Origin of the sequence: Bacillus cereus group sp. N8 (genome assembly GCF_016483685.1) — a bacterium.
Taxonomy (GTDB): domain Bacteria; phylum Bacillota; class Bacilli; order Bacillales; family Bacillaceae_G; genus Bacillus_A; species Bacillus_A proteolyticus.
The window spans coordinates 22,888-44,426 of record NZ_JAEHBK010000026.1 but is presented as its reverse complement, the minus strand read 5'-3'; the positions used below and the strand labels follow the sequence as shown (position 1 = coordinate 44,426).

The window sequence follows — 21,539 nt, the reverse complement described above, 5'->3', positions numbered from 1 at the left end:
AAATGCTTTACATCATCATTGTAAAAACATAACAAAGGAAAAAAACTTAGTAAGATTCTTCTCCTTTTTATGTGTGTAGTTTATAAAATTACGAAATAAATGCTCATACAAAAGCACCTAAATACAACCAGTTTTACTTTGTTACATAAAAATTACATACTATATTCTGCATAGAAGACGGCAAAAAATTGTTGATGAACAGAATCCACGTTCTTTTAAAAGTTTAGAGACATCACGATAACTTAAAGAAAAGCGACAGTAGTATAGGGCGGCTACCAAAATAATATCTTTCCTGAATTGTTTCCCTTTAAATATTTCATTTGTGATTCTCCTTATTCACTTTACCAAAAATTTAACTTAGAAAACTTTGCAACAGAACCCAAGAAAGCAATTAAAAACAGCTCCTGGAAGAGGAACTGTTTTAGAAAAATATTATTTTATAAATCGTTTTTCAATATCATCTAACATTAAGTTTGCAGCCATTACACCGCCAGCTGTATTCCAAATGATATCATCAACTTTGTATACTTTCCCGTTTTTAGAAGCATTTAAGTTCTTGAATAGGGGATCATTGATATATTCTTTCTCTAATTCAGATCCTTTTTTTTCATTACCTTTATCATATGTGAAGTAGAAGATGATATCACCATCCATTGCAGGAATACGCTCTTTAGATACATTACGTTCTGCAAAGTCATTTTTGTATTGATCACCAGGACGTTTGAAACCAAGTTCTTTTAAAATAACACCAGAGAATGTATCTCCGTGATAAATACGAACATCACCAGGCATAAAGCGAACCATAGAAATTTCTTGATTTACTTTATCTCCAAGTTTTCCTTTTAAATCTTTGATACGTTTGTCGTAATCAGCTAATACCTTTTGACCTTCTTTTTCTTTATTTACTGTTTTTGCATAAAGTTTAAAGTTATCTTTCCATTCACCACGCAGTGTTTCTGAGAAAACAGTAGGAGCAATGCCTGTTAATTGCTCGTATATTTTTTCGTGACGCAGTTTGTTACCAATAATTAAGTCAGGTTTTAAAGAAGCAATTGCTTCTACATTGGGTTGAAGCTCGGTACCGACAGTTTTTACATCTTTTAGTTTATCTTTCGTATGTGGATACCATGGGTTACCGGTAGGTGATTCAGCAGCACCGACTGGTGTTATACCAAGGTTAAGTAAAGCTTCTGTTCCTTCATTTGTTAAAATAACGATACGCTTTGGATTAGCAGGAACTTCAGTTTTACCCATTGCATGTTCTACCGTAATCATTTCTTTCTTCTCTTCTGTTTTAGATTCAGCTTTGTTATCAGATTTCCCACATGCCCCTAAAAGAAGTGAAAATGATAACACAAATACAAATAATACAAATGATTTTTGTTTGATGAAATTCATTATGTATCCCCCTTAATAATTGATAATAATTTTCATTATCGAAATTGATATTAAGACCTTACAACTATATTGTCAATAGTTCTCATTGACAATATAAATTAAGTTGGAATACACCGACAACGTATCATTATACATTGAAGAAGAAACGCTGGTTCTGGTACAAACCTCGAATAGTATCAAAATACACACAAAAATATGAGCTTAATTCCGAATATTAAATGGATATTTGTTAATAAAATACGCGTTTTCTCTCTAGATTTCGAATGATTTATTTTCATAATCATCAAATATTCAGTTTGGAATTGTTATAAAATTATTTTTGCACCAGAACCGATATTACTGAAGTAGCAAAAGGAGTTGGGTTTGATTTCCGAATCAGTCCCCATTTTCACTAAAGCTTAGATAATTTATCTCTTAATTCTAATTCATCCTCTGTTTCAAAACCCTTAAATAATAAATGAACAATATGGTTATGGTTAAAAAATACATTATATTCTTTTAATAAATTACCATGAGGATATGGACAAGAAACATAATCCCATAATTTATTATCAGCTTGTTATTGTTTTAATTAGATTCCTGTTTTAAAGGTCTAAATGCAAATGCACCTGAAATGATTTGTAAAACCACTGGAAGGAATAAAATAAATAAACCTAAAAACAATGAAATTATACTTAATACAATCATGCAAATACCATAAGTTTTATTATTTATTTTATTAACACAACAAGCTAGTACTAATAGGCCTATTTGAATAATTAAGGCGATGCTAGAAGTAATGATAATATATTCTTCAATGCCTCCAGAACTAGTATTAGAACTTGTGTAGGAAATACAACCAATTACAATAAATAAAGAAAGTAAGAGTCCTAAGATTCCTCCGATTAAGCCGATTACAAATTCTACAGTGCGTTTCAAATTACAATACCACCCTTCAAAAATATTATTTAAATTTCCCCTTATATATTTACCATGATTTTGGAATAGCTAAATATTTTAATTAGATTCTTGTTTTAAAGATCGAAACGCAAATCCACCAGAAATAATTTGAAGAATTACTGGAATAAATAAAAGGAATAATGACATAACCAATGTTACTAATGGGAGCAATATCATACAAAGTCCGTAAGCTATATTGTTAACCTTATTTACTGAACATGCCAAAACTAACAGCCCTATTTGAATAATTAATAAAATAGAGTAATAAGTCAAAACTTTATAATCAATATAGCCATCCATAGCAGTAATAGCTATCATCAATATAATAAGAGAAACTATTACTCCCAAAATACCACCAATTAAACCCAGTATAAATTCAGGCGTTCTTTTCATTTCTAATATCTCCCTAACTATTAATATATTATATATTTAATGTCCATTTATCTATATTATCAAATGTCTTTTAGGAAAACTATACACAAATGTATTGGGTTTAATATTATATGTAGTTTTATTCCACAATAAAAGCAACAACTACGCTTCAATTTCATTCGTAAAATATCAGGAGTAATCCCCCATCGATCACTCGCTTCTCTCGGTGTCATAATCTCATATAACATAAATAGCAATTAAAACCGCTTTATTAAATCGTTGATGTCTCTAAACAGCTTGATAACCGAATTAAAGAAGTCGTAGCGACATTTTGACTCATCCTTACAAATAAAAAGTACGCCATCTTATCTCAATGGCGCACTTTTTTATACAAATCATTTAGAAGAATATATTTATTCCATGCCGTGTATGTAGAAATCCTAAGTGAATCAGGGTAAGGGTGGTGTTTCATTAAAGATTTTTTTTAGACTATAGAAAAAAGGGTTCTGGTGCAAAAACTTCAAAATAATTTACGAGTGTTTGTGCACCAGAACCCGTTTGCTCATGAATAGAATACAAATTTGTACTCTATTCATGAGTTCTGTATGTTCATATATATTTACTTTAATTTCAAAATACGTTCTATTTCCTCCACACTTAATTTACTTGCTTTTGCAATAGTTTCAAGCGGTACACCAATTTCATGCATCCCTCGAATCATTTGCATCTTACCTTGCTCAATACCTTTTTCCATACCCTCTTGTTCTGCATGCGCTAGCTTAGCTTGTTCATCTAGAAGTAACTTCTCTCGAGCTTCATATGCTATTCGGAAAGAAGAATCATGGCTCATATTTTCCCATTTATTTATAGCCTTTTGTAAAATTGGATCTTGATTCATTGCAATCTCCTCCAATGTTTGAGTTAAATGTGCATCTTCATGCGCTGGTAATAATAACATCCAACGGACAAATGTATTTTCCCACAGGTTTACTTTTTCTTCACGCCATTGTTTTACAAATTTCGGTATCTCTACAAAATGGATTTCAATGTCGTCACTTAATAGTTGCTGCATTTTTGTTTTCCATAATTGTCCGATGGTATGAAATGCATCATCCTGAGAAAACAAAATAAAGTCTAATAAGTTAATGGTAATTGTTTTCCGAAGTGAACGATATGGCATCCCTTCTTGCATTTGAGATGTATAAAGTTTACTCCAATAATATAAAGATTGCTTCACCATATCATGTGTATTTCGAAGCTGAATTTCGATAGTTACTTGCGTCCCATTATCTAATGTTGCTAATAGATCTAAAATCGATAATTAAACAAGTAAGATTGACTAAATCTAATTTTTCCTGTTTTATTTAATAAATTGTTTAGGCATTTCTTTAATGTGATTGTCATCATCACGCCAATCATAGGTTTCTTTCTTTGAAATGTCTAAAGTTTGATCTCCAATTCTAACACTATCCTTATTTACCCATTCAATATATGGATCTGCATCTGGATAATTCCAATATATATTTTCCGCTGAATCCGTATTAAGATTAACTAATTCACCCCTAACAGCATCTGCACTTAATGATCCTGCATTATGAAAATATGTTTTTATGAGGTATTTTCCATCTGGGGATTTCACTGTTTGAATTAATTCGCCTTTTGGAACACCTTGCAAACTAAAAAATTTCCAATATCCGAACCCAATTATAATTACTAACATAGAAAATATAATTATTAATGCTTTTCCTTTCGTTTTTTTTATTTTACCCTTTGTATTTACATCATCCATTCTTTCAACTCCACCCTATAGAATATAAACTATATTGTACCATTTGATAAAAGGTGCAATAGATCAAAAAATACATATTCCACCTTTTAATTATTATAAAAAAGGGCATTGTTCACATAATTCCCGTTATCAGTAGTTAGTCTGCCAAATTATAAAGTAGAATAAGCTCCTTTATTTTCTTTAAGCATAGCATGTAAAAGAATATGATATATTTATAAAAAGTAGGTGAAAACATGAAATTAGATTCTCATCGTATTATAGATTTCCCTGGAATGGATATACCAGTTAGCTATAACCCTCATTTCTAATACTTTATATTTGTATGTAGATGGCAATAGATAAGATTAACCCTTGCATCAATCCGTTAGGGTCATCTTACCTATTGCTATCTAGTAGGTAGGAGATGAATTTCCCTTTCTGCGCATAAATAGGAAAACGAGCACCCTATCGCTATGAATAGGAGTGCTCGTTTTTACTTTTATGGATAATTATCGAATCAATATAGTCTCTCCTAGTAAGTAAAAATTAAATCTACTTCTTAGAAATTTCGTAACTTTATCTTAAAAGAATCAGTTCCTACTTTTTTATACTTTTTTTGCACCAGAGCCCATACATCTGTAGAGCTACCCTTATTTTATCATTGTCTAGTTGAGGTCTACCTAGTTTAACTCCACGTTTCTTTGCGCTTGCTAGTCCTTCTTTTGTTCGCTCTGCTATTAAGTCCCTTTCGAGTTGGCTGATTACTGCCATCATAGAGAACATAGCTTTCCCAGTTGGCGTTGAAGTATCCATATTTTCCTTTAGTGATACGAAAGTAACACCCATATTATTTAACTCCTCAACAGTTGTAAGGATATCCAGAGTGTTTCTCCCTAGTCTGCAATAGCTTCTACACTAACGGTATCACCTTCTCAGGTAGAGCTCAATAGTTATATTTTTATACCCTTTATAGTTCCTATGTTGATGTACTGAAAAGTGACCTCATCGAGGGGGGTTTTGCTATTTAGTATCACCTGACAGTTACTTTAATTGGTTAGAGATTGCAACTCCCTATAGCTACAACTAACAAGGCGACCGAGCCAGCAAACCACTTGTTCATTACTATCTCCATAGTTTCCTACCTCCCAATTGCTACTTTATAAGTTGTTCTCTTGTAGGTACCCGCATGAGACACCCTAAATCGTATATTCGTTCCAGTTAATTTATTTTCAACATATAGAGTTTTGTATTTCTTATTAAAGTTAGCTACAAAGTTCATTGCATCATCACCTATGAGAACGACTCTATCGTCACCGATATAAAACTCAATAGCTGCCTGATCTAGATCATCGTGCCAGTTAACCCACTTCGTAAACCACTTAAACATTTTATATTCCTCCTCTTAGTTTTCATAAATAGTTATTCTATTTATTCCCAATTCCCCCCTATCAATACCACCTGAGACGGCACCTATTTTAGTCTCCTACTTTTGTCGAATACTAGCTCACAGGTTTTGTCTGAATAGTACACCTTGTTAGTTTGCTGTCTCAGTGAATCTATTAGTTAATAATCATTTACAATATCTCCCTTGAGAGTACCAACTCAAAAGCCACACCTGTGGAGGTCGTTACAAAAAGTGCTTGACCACGTTATTTTTGTATTTAACTTATCAGCTTCACCTACTAACCCCTGCCTCGGGGAGATTTCTACGCATGAGCACACGAGGCAATCTACCTTGACCACTGATTAGCATTAAATTTGAAAGGGAATATGTACGGTATTATGGTAAGTGATGTCAACTTAATAGCATAATGAAAAGAGACCGGCTCTTTATTTGGGCCGGCTTTTTAATATATTCGTCTGTTTGCCTATACTCCGTATGTCATTTCATCCAAAAATTCCCCACCATTTCTAAGACATATTACTATCCTAGAAATTGCACAATTAAAATAATGCTTTCTTGTTCCGATGGATTCTTCTGGAACAGGTTCTAAATCATAAAACATTTCCTCTTTTTTATGAAAATACATTTTCCCAACTTTTTCTGGTGATTTAGATGGATAATATCGATATACAACTATTTCCCCATCTTCAAATTCTTTATTCATTGTTATATGGATTGCCATAATTTATCTCCTTCCCCGATTAAAATTATGAAACGAAAGGATAAATATATAAATACTTAGATGAAGAAAAAATCCCACTTTCCAGCTGATTCATGTGCCAACAAGAAATACCTAAGAAGTACAACTCGAAAGTCACACCTGTGGAGGTCGTAGCAAAAGAGGGTTGACCAAATATTAAAACTCCTTTAGTATTTTCCGTAAGAAACTCTAACTGAAGTGGTTCTCAATGAGGATAATAACTTGAGAGCCTTGATACATATAAGTTTTACTGATCCCAAACCTCTACAGTCCACTGGGAAGTTCCCTTGACAGGGTGGAGGTCATGAACCTGAGCCACCGGAGTCATACAACTACTTTCAAAACAGTTTATAACTTATAAAAATCTGTCTCATTATTTCTTATTTCAGACCTTAATTGTTAAACTTCAAACATAAAACTCCCACGGTTGGAAGATCCGCCGGGGCCCACTTTAACTCCAATAAATTATTAACATGAACCCATATCAACTCGGCATGCTCAAGAGCTTTAGGTATACCGGAATCTATGTATGCCTTATAAGTAGCAAGATGAACCATAATATTCTCATACTCATGATCCACTTCTTCTATTTTTTCACCAACAGTAATTAAACATCCTAGTTCTTCTTTGATCTCACGTATCAATGCATCTTGCGGCATTTCCCCTTCATTAATTTTTCCACCTGGAAATTCCCAATAGTTCGGTAATGACATTGCAGGAGAACGTAATGCACATAGTATTTCATTCTTCTCATTAAAAATGACCGCTCCAACAACCGATACTTTTTTCTTCATGAATCGTCACTTCTTTCACATCTTATTTAGTACATATACTCTCTATATCTCGTCTTCTTACTTATATTGCGCCAGCTTTTTCTCTAATTTTGCAACATCTTCATGTAGATTTACAACATGTAACTTTCGATGACAATTTGCACATACTCCAATAGTATTATAAATTGAATCTTCTCCACCCTCTGATAGCCATTTCACATGATGTGCTTCTAAGTATGGATTCCCTTTTTTATCTTGGAAAGGAGCATGCTGTTCACACAACTCACATATACCTTGTGCACGCCTTTTAGCTAGCTCAGCTACATACTCATTTCGTTGATATGTTGTAGTTTTTGTAAAGCGTTTATTATTACCATGAGATACTACCTTGGTAGCTCGATCCTTTAATTTGTTATAACTTAACTCTCTTGCTTTTTTCTTTTCCCCCTCTTGACGATTTTCAATAACACTCTCAGAAATAACTACATGCTTATTAGACAACTGGATTGGAAAAACCCATACATTTCTATCCATTCCTTGTGTATCCTCTTGGATTTCTTGAAAAGCTTGATTTACAAGCTCTACTCGCTCCATAAAAATGTGCTTTCCTGATTCAAATGCTTCAAATAAGTAAACATCTACTCCATTTTCTCTAGATTCATATAGAGTCTTATTTTGATTCCCTTCTAAAACTTGATCTCCTTCTTGGCCCATCCCTGTGTAATATAATATATCCTTATCCCAGCGGTCATCGTAAATACCTTTTGTATGATCAGAGAACAAAACTAATGTATTTGTTTTTTTAGATCGTCTCATCCCTCCCATATTCCCACATTTATATACCCTAGAAATTTCTTTATTATCATATTCCTGACCGATTACCATTGAATGAATTTCTTCTCTCATTATTTGAAGCCATTCTTTTACTAGCTCTATATCATACTCTTTCGCACGAGTTCCTATTCTTTTAAACGGCAATCCCTCTTTTTCCATAGCAAGTAATGAATCTTTTGCTATATTAAAGTAGTCCATTAATTCTATTTGGTTTACTATTTTTTTCTGTTCCAATTACTCTCAACCTAATTTACCATTTTTTTCATCTATTAATATTTAGATTATTGTTATCATTTATGAAAGTAAACTTTTACTTTTAAATTTACATTCATAAAAATAATTAATCTTATTCAAAACTATAAATACTAAAAGGCAAACAAAGAAAATCTATTTGTAATAAAAAACCTAGCAAAACCGTATTATATACATTAATATATCCTTATATTGACAATATATATAATGAGGGGCTTTTAATGAATAAGAAAAAAATAGGTTTATTAATTTTAGTAATTATTATTCTTTGGTTTGTATTTCCTCTTTCACCTTATTTAGCAGATTTAAATTATACAGAACAAAAGTTATATGATAAATTACAAAAATCCCAAGATATTTATACACTAAAAGAGCAAAAACCTAAAACAATAGTAAGATTATATCTACATTCAATACAAGAAAAAAATTATGAAATAACTTATCTTTTCTATAAAAATGATGAAAAAATGACCGAGGAAAAGAAACAATTTTTAAAAGAAGCACCCGAATTTCATAAAACAATTCTATCATCTTTTAGATTTGCAAGATCATCTGTAATAATAAACGAAGATTACAAGGATTCCGCAGTTATTAATATGCCCCCATGGATAGGTACCAACATTCAATTCCATATGTATAAAAAAAATGGAACATGGTTTATATACGACGTTCCTTTTCAATAATTAAATAATATACCTTATTGATTTATCAAAAAGAATGACGGAATTCCAGGATTCTTTTTATATTTTTGAAAGTAAACTATTAAATATTAGTTTACTTTCATTCCCCCTACATCATTAACTTCATACCAAATTACCTGATATCCTCTATTGATATAACAAAAGTATACATTCAAAATGTTATAAAAGAAGCCTATTTCTTGGCATCCAGAAATAAGCAAAGAGAGGTAAAACATGAGCTAAGCGAAAATATAAACATAACTCGGGTTATTTCTCTCTTAAAATAGTGACCATATTATTCATTATCTCTCAGATTTGATAGTCTTTAAAATACTTCCCCCACTTTGCATTCATTATGAATTCTTTTAAATTTGGAAGCTACTTCTTCCAAATTACTAACCTATTTATGTAATTAAAACATACTGATCAATTAAAAAAGCACCCGGTGCCTTTCATAGACAATCAAGTGCTTTAAATTTATATATTTTCTAAGTTTATTAAGTTTGCAAGTTTTTTAGGTTGTTTTTATATTTACAGTATGACATCCATAGTGGTCCTTGTAAGTAAAATGTTATCTCACCTATTCCCACCCTTATTACATACATTAGTATTTAAATCTCACTCTCTCTAATTTTAAAAATTTTTCAAACCTATTTATCATATCTTCTTTCGTAGTTGGGACTTCTTGAGGCATATAATTAACAAAACTCACCATATCTTCTGGGTAGTGATGATCTCCATAAAACTCTGCAATTTCATTTAATAATTCATTATCTTCTTTACATCTTTCTTTTATTTCAGATAAACAAACAAATCTTAGTTTTCCATTCTCCTCTACTAACATTGTACTTTCTTCATCTAATTCAGGAAAATAATTAGTTTTTATTTCTAACATCACCTTATCTAAATCTTCACTAGATACTCCCCATGTAAGTTCACTAACAAACCCACTTTCATCACCCATATCCATCAATTCTACCGCATAATCAGAAATGACGTCTTTACTAAAATAATTTTCTTGGACGCCTACAAAAATAGTCTTCCAGTCATACTTAATATGTTTATTTTTTAAATCTTTTAAGTTCATATTATTTACCTCTTACTTTTTTGGAATTTGATTTGGCTTACCCGTCATAACACCATTTTCAATGAATCTTCTGTGGCTCACATCACCATTGGACTCAACAATCCATTCAAAAACACCTTTATTACCATTGTTACTTCCTATTATTTGATATAATTCCCTTTTAACCTAGGAATCCCCATTGGGCTTACCTTATGTTCTGTAAGTGTTATAGACTTCACATCTTTTACATTGTAATGAATATACTTTTCTACTCGTGCTTCTTGTTCCTTCCAAAACTGTTCCTCTTGTTCTTTTTTTCTACATATTTCATTCCAATATATCCCCCTGCTATAATACAAATAATGGCTAATGTAATTACCAATTTCTTTTTAATTTGGAATCTACTTGAATTTAAATATAATCAAAATATATCACGAAACTAGTTGGAATATATGAGTGAATTTCAAAAAGAACCGATTGCTACAGAAGAAGATTTTTTAAAATTATCAGACCAAATTTAGGTGTGGATTTGAAATACAGTTTAATCGTTTTGAAAGAAGATTAACTGTTTATAAAAAAGGTAAATTAAAATATTGGTTTATTGTGGAAGAACGAGTTTACAGATGATATGTTTATAATTGTGACAGAAAAGATGTGTTCCTATGAAAGACTTCTAATGTAACTGTTAGGCTCAAATAAGACAGGGGGATTAAGATGTTAACAAACAAGTACTTAGACGATTTATTCGAAGAATTAAAAATAGAAGGTGAAACTTACTTTTATTATTTCTACTCCTATATAACACCATCAGCATCAGAGTATTTTACATACGGTCTTGGAGCATTGGCAGACCTTGAGCATTTAATCATATGTTTTACCGATAAAAGACTTATGGTATTAGAAATATCAATGAGTGGTAAATTCACTGGTAATATAAAGTGTATAGACATGAAGGATATAGAAAGTGTGAAAGTTAAGAAAGGTTTGTTTAGGACTAAGATAACTGTCACTTCAACAGGTAACAGGGGAGATATTGTAATTAAAGCAAATAGTTTTACAATAGGCTTATCGAATCAGAAGAAAAACCTAATAAAATTAGAAAAGAAGTATAGTTAAAGATAAGAGACAAATAGGTTTTTATTTGAAGAAGGCTTACGCCTACTGATATTCATCTCCCACCTAAAATTGGTGTTTCACACCTTTATATTTTTGAGGAAGAAGTCTCCTGTCAGAAATCGAAAAAGAAGATTGAGACACCTCATCTTCTTTTCAGGCAGAGTTAGAGAAAGCATTCTATTGGATAAAGTGCTTTCTCTAAGAACTAGCTCTGCAAAAATCGTTGTATTTCTATTTCTGGTAATCCTGTAAGCTTTGCAATATCTTCTACAGACACACCATTTTTATGCATGCCTCGAATGAGTTGCATCTTTCCTTGCTCAACACCTTGTTCAATTCCCTTTTTAATTCCCTTTTTAATTCCTTGTTGTTCTGCATGAGCAAATTTTGCTGCCTCATCCATTAAGGCCTTTTCTCTTGCTTCATATGCTTGACGGAAAGAAGAATCTTGACTCATACGTTCCCATTTATTCATTGCTTTTTGTAAAATCGGATCTCGGTTCATGGCAATATCCTCCAATGTTTGTGTGAGATGTTCATCTTCATTCGCAGGTAATAATAATAACCAACGAACAAATGAATCTTCCCACGGATTGACTTTCTCTTCGCGCCATTGCTGCATTAACTTTGGAATCTCTACTATATGAACTTCTATATCATCACTTAATAGCTTTTGTTGTTCCTGATTCCAAAGGATGCCTGTTGTATGAAATGCTTCATATTCAGGAAACATCACAAAGTTTAACAGGTTAATTGTAATCGTTTTATGAAGTGAACTATATGGCATGCCCTTTTGCAATTGAGAAGTGTACAACCTTCCCCAATAATACAAACTGCGTTTAATCATATCATGATTGTTATTCAGCTGTATTTCTACATTTACCTTTGTTCCTATATCTAATGTAGCCGAAATATCTAAAATCGATAATTTATCTTCTTCATGTTCTCGATGTAAATGTGGATCTTCTAACTGTAGGGAAACAATAGGTGCTTCTAAAGATTTTTTTAACATTGCATTTAAAAAAGCGATTAAAATGTCCTCATTCCCATTTGTTCCAAATAACTGTTTAAATGCAAAATCAATACGTAAATTTACTAATGGATTAGACATCGTTTCCCTCTTTCTGTTCCAGATAATATCTATATCTTTATTGTACATAAAATCAAGGTATAGATGCAAATAAGCTCTTCTAGTGAACTACCCGTTCCGGTGCAAAAAAATGATAAATAAAAAGAATCAAGAAGTCCTAACGGAATCACCTGCTAAGCAGTTAATCCAAACAGAATGATGGTTTTTACACTACAGAAGTATTTGCGTGGTTTGAGGATTACGGATATGAGTATTGGGCTCCTATTAAGCAGGGGTTATCGTTAATTGATACAGAAAAACATGCCATATCCATAGCAATGGAACACTTAAAAGTGTATTCAGGTGAGAGTGATTAGTGGGGGCCGCCGAGATTTATTTCATTTATCAAGGTTCACTTTAGTAAATAAAAAGGCCAGCTAGCCCTTATAATGGACTAACTAGCCTGTTTATTATTTTTTCCTTTTCACATATGTTTCTCATGCAATTTCCGTTCAGAGAATTCAATAAATTCTTCTAGCTTTTGTTTTTCTAAAACCGATACGAAAATATACACTAACTAAATTTCAACAAAAAGGAATAGAATTGATTCTATTTTTAGTAAATATTTTTACAAATATTACGATACATGAAATTACTATATTAATCCTAAAAAAGCCCCTTGAAAGGAGCCTCTTATTTTACAAGGTATTGTTCTATTTCTTTTATTAATAATTCTGCACCTTCTGGACTTAATGCTATCTTACCATTTGCTAATGATATGTTCCGATTTGATATTTCTCCTGTTAATGCACAAACACCACCAGGCTGATACTTCTGTAAAACAATGTCTTCACCTTCTACAAAGATCTCTAATGGTGATTTTTCTTTAATACCTAGCGTATTTCTAAGTTCCTTTGGAATTACCACACGCCCTAAATCATCTACTTTTCTAGTCACTCCGGTTGCTTTCATCTAGCATCTTTCCCCATTTCATTATCAATTGTACCCAAGTTATTCTCCACTATTATAACAAGCTTTCCCCATGCATGAAAATAAGCTGAGAATCAAAATGAAGCAATTCGTCAGCTCGTAGAGAAAGGGTTAAGTCGTAAATAATGACTACCCTTTCTATTTTTCCTATAAACCCTAAAAACACATGTAAAGCCTGTATATACCTTCATATGCGTTTTTATAACGAATTAGACCAATTGCATTAACTTCTTCATCAGAACGCAAAATAAACAAATTTGAAAAGTCGTTTTTACATCAAACCTCATTTTTTTAATACATTCTTTCAAAAAAGGAAAAAGAGCTGGATTTTCATCACAGCTCACGTATTGATTGGCTCTGTATGTGTACATGTAGGATATTGAGAACAGCCATTGAACTCCCCCCACTTTCACTTCGTTTAGAAGAGGGGGATTCCTAAGTAAAGAGTTCTATCGAACTCTAATTTATTAGGCTATCTCCACAGTCCTTGCGGTTAGAAGCCTTATCGCTTCATTCTTTAGATTGATACTTGCGTTAATATCCCTATCATGGTGTGTACGACAAGAAGGGCAGTCCCATTTACGTAGGTTTAGATTTTTAACGTCTTTGTTTTGATATCCACAACAAGAACATAATTGGCTTGAAGCAAATGTTTTCGATACGACAATGACTTGTTTGCCGTACCATTTTGCCTTATATTCCAACATGGCTCGAAACTGTGACCATGATACCTCACTAATTGCTTTTGCTAACTTATGATTCTTTAACATATTAGATACTTGCAAATCCTCTATACCAATAACATCGTGGTTTTTGATGATTTCAGTTGAGACTTTGTCCAAGTAATCTTTTCTAGCATTCGTCATGTATTCATGCCAATAATTCCACCTTTTTCAACAATCGTATATGCAGGAAGAAAACGCTCTCTATTTTTCTTATAAATGTTTCCTGCTAACGTCTTTCCCTTATATTGCTCACTAACTTTTTTCAATGTATCTAATCCAAAGTTGAATTCATGATTTCCAAATGCCCAAGCATCATATCCCATTGCATTCATCGCTACCATCATTGGCGATTGTGGCTTATCATTGAATAATTCTACTGAGTTTCCTTGAATTGTATCCCCAGCATCTACTAATATGGTATTGGGATTTTCTTGACGTATCTTCTTTATAACCGTATAAAGCTGCGTTAAACTTCCACTCATATTTGCACCATCAAGCGCATAATCCCAAGGCATAAATCTACCATGAATATCTGTAGTACCCAATAATATAATATTAACATCAGGTTCCTCAGCTTTAGAGATAGCTGGTTTGATTGTTACTGCTGTTACAAGAAGTATAAGAATAACAAAATAACATACAAAGTTCTTCCATTTCATTTTTTGCATAATAACAATATTTCTCCCCTTTTTGTACTGTCATAAAGTTGCTTGAACTTTAAAAATGTAACTTATTATTCGGAAAACTTCAACTACAAAAGATAATTTTGGAGATAGTACGTTTAGCATCTCGAATCTCTCTGACCATCTTCATAAGATTTTCATCCCTCTGATTTAACCTTTTTCTATTCTTCCATTACGATTTTTTCACTCTTTTTCTTTCTTATAAAACTCATTTTCTTCTTTCTCTATATGCTCTTCCACATAAATTCTAATTTCACATGCATCTTTTATTTCGCATCATTTCAAAAGATAAAATTCCCCCGAAATGATATGGTGATCCCTAATAGAAAAAAGCCCATTCCTTATATACAAATAGATATGGAGTGAGCTTTTTGGGTTACCAATAAGTGGGGTTATATTAAATTTAATATTTTATACAAGAATTGGGCGAGTACCGTTACAAAGAATGGACAAGCTGCATTTATTAATATTGTACAAGCTATTCTATGAATGAAAGGAGGTTAGTTTAAAACATGCCTAAACCTCATCCTCGTAATCCAAGAAAAAATAGAAATCGCAATTATGAAGATTATAATGATCGTTCCTACAACCAAAAACAAACGGACTATATTCCTTTTGTTAATAATGTGAATGTAAATGTAAATTACTATACACCGCCAACTACACCACCAACTACTCCACCAACTACTCCACCAACTACTCCACCAACTACTCCACCAACTACACCGCCAACTACACCGCCTGGAAATTCGTTTTAGTCTTTTTAAACAAAAATGTATTTATAACAGTAAACAAACGGACAAGCATCTTTTAATTGTTTTATCAGAATGTAACATTTCATAATAAAGGAGTGGAATAAATAATATGCCTTATCAATATCAACGTACTCCCTTTAACATATCACAGCCAGTCTATGTCGTGGGTACTGAGTGTAGCGAAAATCATAAAGGAGCCAGAGATATAGGATTTTCCGGTATCAAATGGCAAGTGATGCAAGTAAGTAATGGGGTAATAACAGGCTTTGTTGGCAATGGCACACCTGTTTATGCTGTAGAGTCGGGCACAGTAGTATATGTCAACCGAAACACTACGTGTTGGGATAATACTAATCAACCATCATTATGTCCGGAAGCTCATGGTGTAGCAATTAAAGGTAGTGATGGGTACTACACTTTGTATGCTCATGTTTATCCTGCTGGTTATTTAGTAAAGGGTTCCACAGTCCAAGCAGGAGATTTCCTTGGAAACGTGGATAATTCAGGAAATACAACAGGACCCCACGTTCATTTTGCACGTTTTGCCCCTAATTCAGATGATAATAATTTTACACAGAATTGGACTTGTGATTGGACCATGAATGGTCTTATTCCTTCTAATACAAATGGTTGGATTCAATCAAATGGGCAATGGTACTATTTTGTTAATGGAAAACCTTGGTTGGGCTGGGTACAACTTGGATCCAGTTGGTATGAATTCGATATTAATACCGGTGCTTTTACAGGGTGGGCATGGTCCCAAGGAACCTGGTACTTTTGGAATGGATCATGGTGGCGCTGGAATGGCACTTCATGGGTATCCGGGGCACCGCCAGCGTAGCTTGAGCCTATCTGTATAGCAGTAGTAAAATGGCATACAGTACAAAAATAGGTTTCTATCAATTCGGTTTTAACTATATCCTAACTACCGAAAATGATAAGTTATGTGAATAGCAAACCCCTTTCGTAATAAATGGAGGGGTTTGCTAGAGGTATTTAATTACATATAGGTATCGTTACATCGCAATATAAATCTAAGATTTTTAAAGAGTAGTACTATAAGTATTTCCAAGATTTAGAGATTCGCCCTAGAGTTTTTGCACCAGAATTATATTTACTATCTTAACGTTTTCGCTCTTATATCTATCTAGCACTAAAAAAGTCCCCAATCTAACTTAGGGACTTTTTTGATATATTTACAGTTGTCTTGTCCTGATGAACATTTGAAATATTTTTGGTCATCAAACTGACTATTACTAAAACTACAATATTCACAAATAAAGCGATAATTCCTTCATTCAAATCTTTAATTACCTGAGGAAAATCAGGGAATATTTTACCAATGCCGAGGTTTCCTAAGTCCATAATTGAGACTAACAATCCGCCTGTAATAATCCCAGCAAACGCCCCTTGTTTAGTCACAAAGTTCTTTCTCATCAAACTCGCAAAAAATGCTGGAGCGAGTTGTGTAATGAAATTATAAGCAATTAGAGCTAGACTAAACAGGGTATTCCCTCCTTTAAAGGTCAAGTAAATTCCAACAAGAGAAATAAACGGAACTAAGTATTTTACCAATTTGCTAAGCTGCTTTTCCGTTACAAATGGATTAAATACTTGATATATATTTTTGGCAAGCAATGTTGATATTGCCATTAATAATAATGAACTTGATACTAGTGCCGCTAACACTCCCGCTCCGCCAATTACCCCTACAAACCACGGATCAAAAGCTTGTTTAGACAGTTGCAGCAAATCCAACGAAATAGGCAAATAGTAAAATTAATTGATACATTGGCATTAAAATTGCATTTTTTCGTAATGCTTTTTCACTTGATGCAGCAAAAATAGGGGAAAAACCATGTGGCCACATATAAAATCCAATAGAACTTAATATTACTGTCGATATATAGTCTCGATACCTTTTATCGTACATGAAGCATGGCGAAGATTTTGAAATCCTGCAGATTTGGCAAAACGTCTCTTGACATGCCTATGATTCTGGTCAATAAGATGGCTAAAATTTTTGATTCTACAATGGATTGTAGTTTGATAAACCGAGAGACCCTTTAGAATAGAAATCACTTTTGACACAAAACAATGATTTTATATGGTGTAGTTTGAGCTGGTATACTCATTGTCGTAAAACCATAAATAGCTATTAAATTTCGATTTACAAGATTACCTGTAAAGAATTGACCATTTGTTAATAAAATTTGAGTAGAAGGAGAAATATTTAATTTTAATTTTCCATCACTACTCTCCAACTGTTCATTAAAATAGTCTACTTTTACATTTTGATGCGGTTTATATTTTGCCATAACAATCGCTTGAAATTGTGGTGGAAAAATAAGAGGAGCAGGAGCGTTGGCATCGTAAAACCCAGTTACTTTATCTCTTACTACTACCGTTGTATAGTCGATAAAATACGTATTTGGTTTCACTACAAAATTTATTAGATTCCCATAACCATTATCTACGGACATTAATTTATTACATCCTATATCTTCGTTTGATCCTGTTACAAAATCGTTAATCATAGTTATTGTACCATCAAATGATTGAAATTTTTTCATTCAAATACCTCTTTTGTTTATATAATTAAACCTCTATCGTTACTCTATAATTTTTAAAAACATGTAAATGAAATAATTCTTCTCGTATCAATTCCAAAAATAACCCAAAACCTACCGTTCCATCTAAAACCAGCAACAGTCCTTGGTCCTACAAAAATTGGGAAATACCAAAACTATTCACCATTACTAAGCCATATATAAGTATTTCGAAATAAACATAATGAAATTGCTCCTGGATCAACAGCAAATGGTGAAGCTGTTGATTGTTGAGGAATAAACGATGGGGGGGGAGATGTTGGAGCTTGTGAACTTTGCTGTCCTGGAAAACTTGGTACACCCGGAAAACCTGGTTCACCCGGAAAACCTGGCATTCCAGGTATACCTGGAATCTGAGGACCAGGGAATTGCCGATCGAAGTATTGATCATAATTTATATAAGGATAATATATTGACTCATTATACATTTAAAAACCACCTCTTTATTTTTAAAACCTTCTAAATTATTAATATGTAATGTGGTTCGTATAGGAAGCTTATTCGCTTCCTATACGAACCATATTTTAAACAAAACAAATATCAAACAGGAAAGTATACCCATACCCTTTGTTTTCCAGTATGAGGTAAAGGCTGGGGGAAAATGGAGCGAGGGGCTAGCCTCTCCTAATGTCATAAAAAAAATAAAGAGTGAGAGAAATTCGTCACACCTGAAAATGTCCTTCTATAAAAAAGACCGCAGCTATTAAGCCGCAGTCTATAAAATTCAAAAACACATCGTAAACTCAAATTTTACGGAAAATACAAAGAAACCGCCCTTAAAGGCAGTTTCATATGACTTTTGCTGTACCATCTCACTGTTAGCAAAATAAAGTCAGGTTAATAATGCTTGCACTTAAACAAATGTTTTGTTTCCATACCGATCAAACACCTTTGTGGAGTAGTAGTATCCGTATGTCCAAGTTTGATAGATTTTTTGTACCAGAACCATTTTTCTTATATTTTTTTAGTAATCCTATTAAGTTTTTTGTAAAATTCACCTTTTGTTTTTACACGATTAAACTGATTCGGATTAATATTAGCTTTTTGAGAGAGTACTACAATCTCTTCTTTTGTAATTGAATCTTTAGTATTTATAGACGCTATATTTGTATATTTTCCATCTTCTGTTTTGGGAATTTCTAAAATCCCTTTATTTACAAGATCTACTACAGCTTTATGCTCTGAAGAATGTGTATCTACACCAGTAATTTTCCAATTATGCATAACTTTTGGCGTGTATACACCCTTCTTTACTTCTTTTAAATATGTAATAGCAAGGTTACGGATGGTTCCACCTGTTTCTCCGAATGCATTCTCTTGTTTAGATGACCAAATTTGTTCAAACTTACGTCCCTCTAAAGCTCCTCCTTTTGCCTGAAGAGCCTCCATTCTATATGCATTCATTCCCAGCGTCATAACATCGTTCATTTCGATTGGTTTATTTGTACGAATAGATCTTAAATTTGTAATTCTACTTCCATATGGTTTTGTTAAATCAATTTCGTATTTTACGCCCCCAAAGAAATCGTTCGTACTGTATTTAGACGCACGGCGGGTTTTATCAAAGCTAACTGTTACATCTCCGGCACGAGATGAGTTAAAATACCCTGCCGCCCATTCCATGTAGTCTTTTAAATCTTTCCCAGTTATCTTATATACTGTAATTTCTCCCAAAGCATATTGGTAATTGTATGCAATATCTTTCTTTTTAATAGGACCTACATCCAAACGGGCATAATCGTTATCAATTTGATGGGCTACTACATCTGCTTTGCTGTAATAGAGCATGACTTCATGAAAGAAATCTGATAAAGGTGTCTCTTGAATTTGCACACTTGGAATACCTTTTATTTCATTTTCAGGAACTAGATTTCTACCCTTTAATTGAGCGACTACAACATTTGCATCTCCTCTCGCATACTCGTGAAAAGGAGTTAATGTTTCTTCAAGTGTAGGATCAGATAATACAGTTGTTCCATCAGCATTTTTTACAGGTATAGCGGTAGCTGTTTTATTTTTTAAAACCGACTTTCCATCTTGCTTTGTAAAAGTAAGGTCAATACGTGAGATATGTGTTCCATATTTATCTGGTTCTGTAATAATTACGCCATTTACAACCTCTTTTTTTACAAGTTTATGCATATGAGCTGCAAAAATAGCGCTAAGTTCGGGGCAAGCATTCGCAATATCTTGAACCCCAGTACCAGGGATGCCATTCTCATTTTCGAGGCCCATATGCATAACTCCTACCATTACATCTACTTTACCTTCTAATTCTTTAATTGCCTTTTTTGTCTCTTCTACTGGATTTTTCACCACTAAACCATCCAAATGATCTGTCCCTTTTTCAAAATCACTAATCATTGGTGTATTCATGCCAATAATCCCGACTTTAATTCCACCTTTTTCAACAATCGTATATGCAGGAAGAAAACGCTCTCCATTTTCCTTATAAATATTTCCTGCTAACGTCTTCCCCTTATATTGCTCACTAACTTTTTTCAATGTATCTAATCCAAAGTTGAATTCATGATTTCCAAATGCCCAAGCATCATATCCCATTGCATTCATCGCTACCATCATTGGCGATTGTGGCTTATCATTGAATAATTCTACTGAGTTTCCTTGAATTGTATCCCCAGCATCTACTAATATGGTATTGGGATTTTCTTGACGTATCTTCTTTATAACCGTATAAAGCTGCGTTAAACTTCCACTCATATTTGCACCATCAAGCGCATAATCCCAAGGCATAAATCTACCATGAATATCTGCAGTACCCAATAATGTAATATTAACATCAGATTCCTCAGCTTTAGAGATAGCTGGTTTGACTGTTACTGCTGTTACAAGAAGCATAAGAATAACAAAATAACATACATAGTTCTTCCATTTCATTTTTTGCATAATAACAATATTTCTCCCCTTTTTGCACTGTCATAAAGTTGCTTGAACTTTAAAAATGTAACTTATTATTTGGAAAACTTCAACTGTAAAAGATAATTTTGGTGGTGGTTCTGGTGCAAAAATAAAAGAGAGTAAAGTATATACCCCTAACAGAGTTGCACTTACGCCACTCGTCCAAACAATTGATGAATAAATTCTTTCTAATTTTGAATAGACTGGTCCAATAAATCAATCTATTCTTTTTTGATCACATGAAATCAGATAATAAAGGTATTTAATTTAGGTGTTATAAATGCAATAACCACATATCATTATTAAACTAACAAATGAAAGTGAAGCAAAAATCCCCCCATTTATTTTCCCTTCAATCTGACTTATTGACTGTGAAGCACTTCTCCATATGAATCCCCCTTGATAGGTTCTGGTGCAAAGATAAAATAAAAGAGACTATAGCGCATA

At 32.9% G+C, this 21,539-nt stretch carries 19 protein-coding genes and 11 pseudogenes; 4 read left to right on the top strand and 26 right to left on the bottom strand.

The genetic code is table 11. The features are described from left to right. Positions 1–183 precede the first annotated feature (183 nt). The 13 genes and pseudogenes from JDS80_RS24660 to JDS80_RS31635 all read right to left on the bottom strand — a co-directional run. Positions 184–315 (bottom strand): annotated as a pseudogene (locus JDS80_RS24660) (IS6 family transposase); the annotation flags it as partial. 117 nt (positions 316–432) lie between these two features. Continuing rightward, on the bottom strand, positions 433–1,398 hold the full coding sequence (locus JDS80_RS24655; protein WP_199640187.1) for an ABC transporter substrate-binding protein: 966 nt from the start codon (positions 1,396–1,398) through the stop codon (positions 433–435). 391 nt (positions 1,399–1,789) lie between these two features. After that, positions 1,790–1,957, bottom strand: a pseudogene (locus JDS80_RS24650) (DUF4176 domain-containing protein); the annotation flags it as partial. Between the two features lie 8 nt (positions 1,958–1,965). Then, entirely contained in the window at positions 1,966–2,316 is a 351-nt protein-coding gene (locus tag JDS80_RS24645; RefSeq protein ID WP_070139500.1) for a DUF4064 domain-containing protein, read from the bottom strand. 78 nt (positions 2,317–2,394) lie between these two features. Further along, positions 2,395–2,730 (bottom strand): DUF4064 domain-containing protein, encoded by a 336-nt coding sequence (locus JDS80_RS24640; RefSeq protein ID WP_071746693.1) that lies wholly within the window; start codon positions 2,728–2,730, stop codon positions 2,395–2,397. A gap of 143 nt (positions 2,731–2,873) precedes the next feature. Continuing rightward, a pseudogene (locus tag JDS80_RS24635) lies at positions 2,874–2,966 on the bottom strand (MarR family transcriptional regulator); the annotation flags it as partial. Between the two features lie 362 nt (positions 2,967–3,328). Further along, positions 3,329–4,030: pseudogene (locus JDS80_RS24630) on the bottom strand (Rpn family recombination-promoting nuclease/putative transposase); the annotation flags it as partial. 39 nt (positions 4,031–4,069) lie between these two features. Then, entirely contained in the window at positions 4,070–4,498 is a 429-nt protein-coding gene (locus JDS80_RS24625; protein WP_002205062.1) for a DUF5412 domain-containing protein, read from the bottom strand. Positions 4,499–5,107: 609 nt separating this feature from the next. Next, a pseudogene (locus JDS80_RS24620) lies at positions 5,108–5,409 on the bottom strand (recombinase family protein); the annotation flags it as partial. Between the two features lie 206 nt (positions 5,410–5,615). Next, entirely contained in the window at positions 5,616–5,864 is a 249-nt protein-coding gene (locus tag JDS80_RS24615) for a hypothetical protein (protein ID WP_002118722.1), read from the bottom strand. Between the two features lie 481 nt (positions 5,865–6,345). Further along, complete coding sequence (locus tag JDS80_RS24610) at positions 6,346–6,603, bottom strand: hypothetical protein (RefSeq protein ID WP_199640186.1); 258 nt, start codon at positions 6,601–6,603, stop codon at positions 6,346–6,348. Between the two features lie 410 nt (positions 6,604–7,013). Beyond that, positions 7,014–7,415, bottom strand: a complete 402-nt coding sequence (locus JDS80_RS24605; RefSeq protein ID WP_199640185.1) for a (deoxy)nucleoside triphosphate pyrophosphohydrolase — start codon at positions 7,413–7,415, stop codon at positions 7,014–7,016. Between the two features lie 57 nt (positions 7,416–7,472). After that, positions 7,473–8,462, bottom strand: a complete 990-nt coding sequence (locus JDS80_RS31635; RefSeq protein ID WP_242477411.1) for an HNH endonuclease — start codon at positions 8,460–8,462, stop codon at positions 7,473–7,475. Between the two features lie 239 nt (positions 8,463–8,701). Between JDS80_RS31635 and JDS80_RS24595 the strand changes: the two genes are divergently transcribed. Then, entirely contained in the window at positions 8,702–9,163 is a 462-nt protein-coding gene (locus JDS80_RS24595; RefSeq protein ID WP_199640184.1) for a hypothetical protein, read from the top strand. A 601-nt stretch (positions 9,164–9,764) separates the two neighbouring features. Here the strand turns inward: JDS80_RS24595 and JDS80_RS24590 are convergent. Continuing rightward, the gene (locus JDS80_RS24590; RefSeq protein WP_199640183.1) at positions 9,765–10,247 is read right to left on the bottom strand and encodes a DUF2247 family protein; all 483 of its coding nucleotides are present in this window, start codon (positions 10,245–10,247) and stop codon (positions 9,765–9,767) included. Between the two features lie 155 nt (positions 10,248–10,402). Continuing rightward, positions 10,403–10,620 (bottom strand): annotated as a pseudogene (locus JDS80_RS24585) (DUF1433 domain-containing protein); the annotation flags it as partial. Positions 10,621–10,940: 320 nt separating this feature from the next. Here JDS80_RS24585 and JDS80_RS24580 point away from each other — a divergent pair. Continuing rightward, positions 10,941–11,342, top strand: coding sequence for a PH domain-containing protein (locus JDS80_RS24580; RefSeq protein ID WP_071746689.1), 402 nt, complete (start codon positions 10,941–10,943; stop codon positions 11,340–11,342). A gap of 205 nt (positions 11,343–11,547) precedes the next feature. Here the strand turns inward: JDS80_RS24580 and JDS80_RS24575 are convergent, their stop codons facing one another. The 5 genes and pseudogenes from JDS80_RS24575 to JDS80_RS32380 all read right to left on the bottom strand — a co-directional run. Next, positions 11,548–12,453 (bottom strand): Rpn family recombination-promoting nuclease/putative transposase, encoded by a 906-nt coding sequence (locus tag JDS80_RS24575; protein ID WP_071746688.1) that lies wholly within the window; start codon positions 12,451–12,453, stop codon positions 11,548–11,550. A 651-nt stretch (positions 12,454–13,104) separates the two neighbouring features. Further along, positions 13,105–13,383 carry an AbrB/MazE/SpoVT family DNA-binding domain-containing protein gene (locus JDS80_RS24570; protein ID WP_071746687.1) on the bottom strand — a complete coding sequence of 93 codons (279 nt, stop codon included), beginning with the start codon at positions 13,381–13,383 and terminating at the stop codon, positions 13,105–13,107. A gap of 485 nt (positions 13,384–13,868) precedes the next feature. Further along, a pseudogene (locus JDS80_RS24565) lies at positions 13,869–14,276 on the bottom strand (RNA-guided endonuclease TnpB family protein); the annotation flags it as partial. Then, positions 14,267–14,794: pseudogene (locus JDS80_RS24560) on the bottom strand (metallophosphoesterase); the annotation flags it as partial. The pseudogenes JDS80_RS24565 and JDS80_RS24560, both read right to left, overlap by 10 nt. A gap of 79 nt (positions 14,795–14,873) precedes the next feature. Further along, a pseudogene (locus tag JDS80_RS32380) lies at positions 14,874–14,969 on the bottom strand (DUF3967 domain-containing protein); the annotation flags it as partial. Positions 14,970–15,321: 352 nt separating this feature from the next. Here JDS80_RS32380 and JDS80_RS24550 point away from each other — a divergent pair. Beyond that, positions 15,322–15,567 (top strand): hypothetical protein, encoded by a 246-nt coding sequence (locus JDS80_RS24550; protein ID WP_199640182.1) that lies wholly within the window; start codon positions 15,322–15,324, stop codon positions 15,565–15,567. Between the two features lie 106 nt (positions 15,568–15,673). Next, positions 15,674–16,405 carry a peptidoglycan DD-metalloendopeptidase family protein gene (locus JDS80_RS24545; RefSeq protein WP_199640181.1) on the top strand — a complete coding sequence of 244 codons (732 nt, stop codon included), beginning with the start codon at positions 15,674–15,676 and terminating at the stop codon, positions 16,403–16,405. Between the two features lie 329 nt (positions 16,406–16,734). On the opposite strand, the gene JDS80_RS24540 is transcribed toward JDS80_RS24545, so the two are convergent. From JDS80_RS24540 to JDS80_RS24525, 6 genes and pseudogenes are all read right to left on the bottom strand, one after another. Then, positions 16,735–17,322 (bottom strand): hypothetical protein, encoded by a 588-nt coding sequence (locus JDS80_RS24540; protein WP_242477410.1) that lies wholly within the window; start codon positions 17,320–17,322, stop codon positions 16,735–16,737. Next, positions 17,300–17,434 carry a hypothetical protein gene (locus JDS80_RS31975; RefSeq protein WP_274605847.1) on the bottom strand — a complete coding sequence of 45 codons (135 nt, stop codon included), beginning with the start codon at positions 17,432–17,434 and terminating at the stop codon, positions 17,300–17,302. Before JDS80_RS31975 ends, JDS80_RS24540 begins: the two co-directional genes overlap by 23 nt. A gap of 32 nt (positions 17,435–17,466) precedes the next feature. Further along, positions 17,467–17,619 (bottom strand): annotated as a pseudogene (locus JDS80_RS31625) (IS6 family transposase); the annotation flags it as partial. A 23-nt stretch (positions 17,620–17,642) separates the two neighbouring features. After that, positions 17,643–18,137 (bottom strand): hypothetical protein, encoded by a 495-nt coding sequence (locus JDS80_RS24535; RefSeq protein WP_199640180.1) that lies wholly within the window; start codon positions 18,135–18,137, stop codon positions 17,643–17,645. A gap of 53 nt (positions 18,138–18,190) precedes the next feature. Beyond that, positions 18,191–18,601 (bottom strand): annotated as a pseudogene (locus JDS80_RS24530) (collagen-like protein). Between the two features lie 526 nt (positions 18,602–19,127). Further along, positions 19,128–21,080 carry a bifunctional metallophosphatase/5'-nucleotidase gene (locus tag JDS80_RS24525; RefSeq protein ID WP_199640179.1) on the bottom strand — a complete coding sequence of 651 codons (1,953 nt, stop codon included), beginning with the start codon at positions 21,078–21,080 and terminating at the stop codon, positions 19,128–19,130. Between the last annotated feature and the right edge of the window lie 459 nt (positions 21,081–21,539).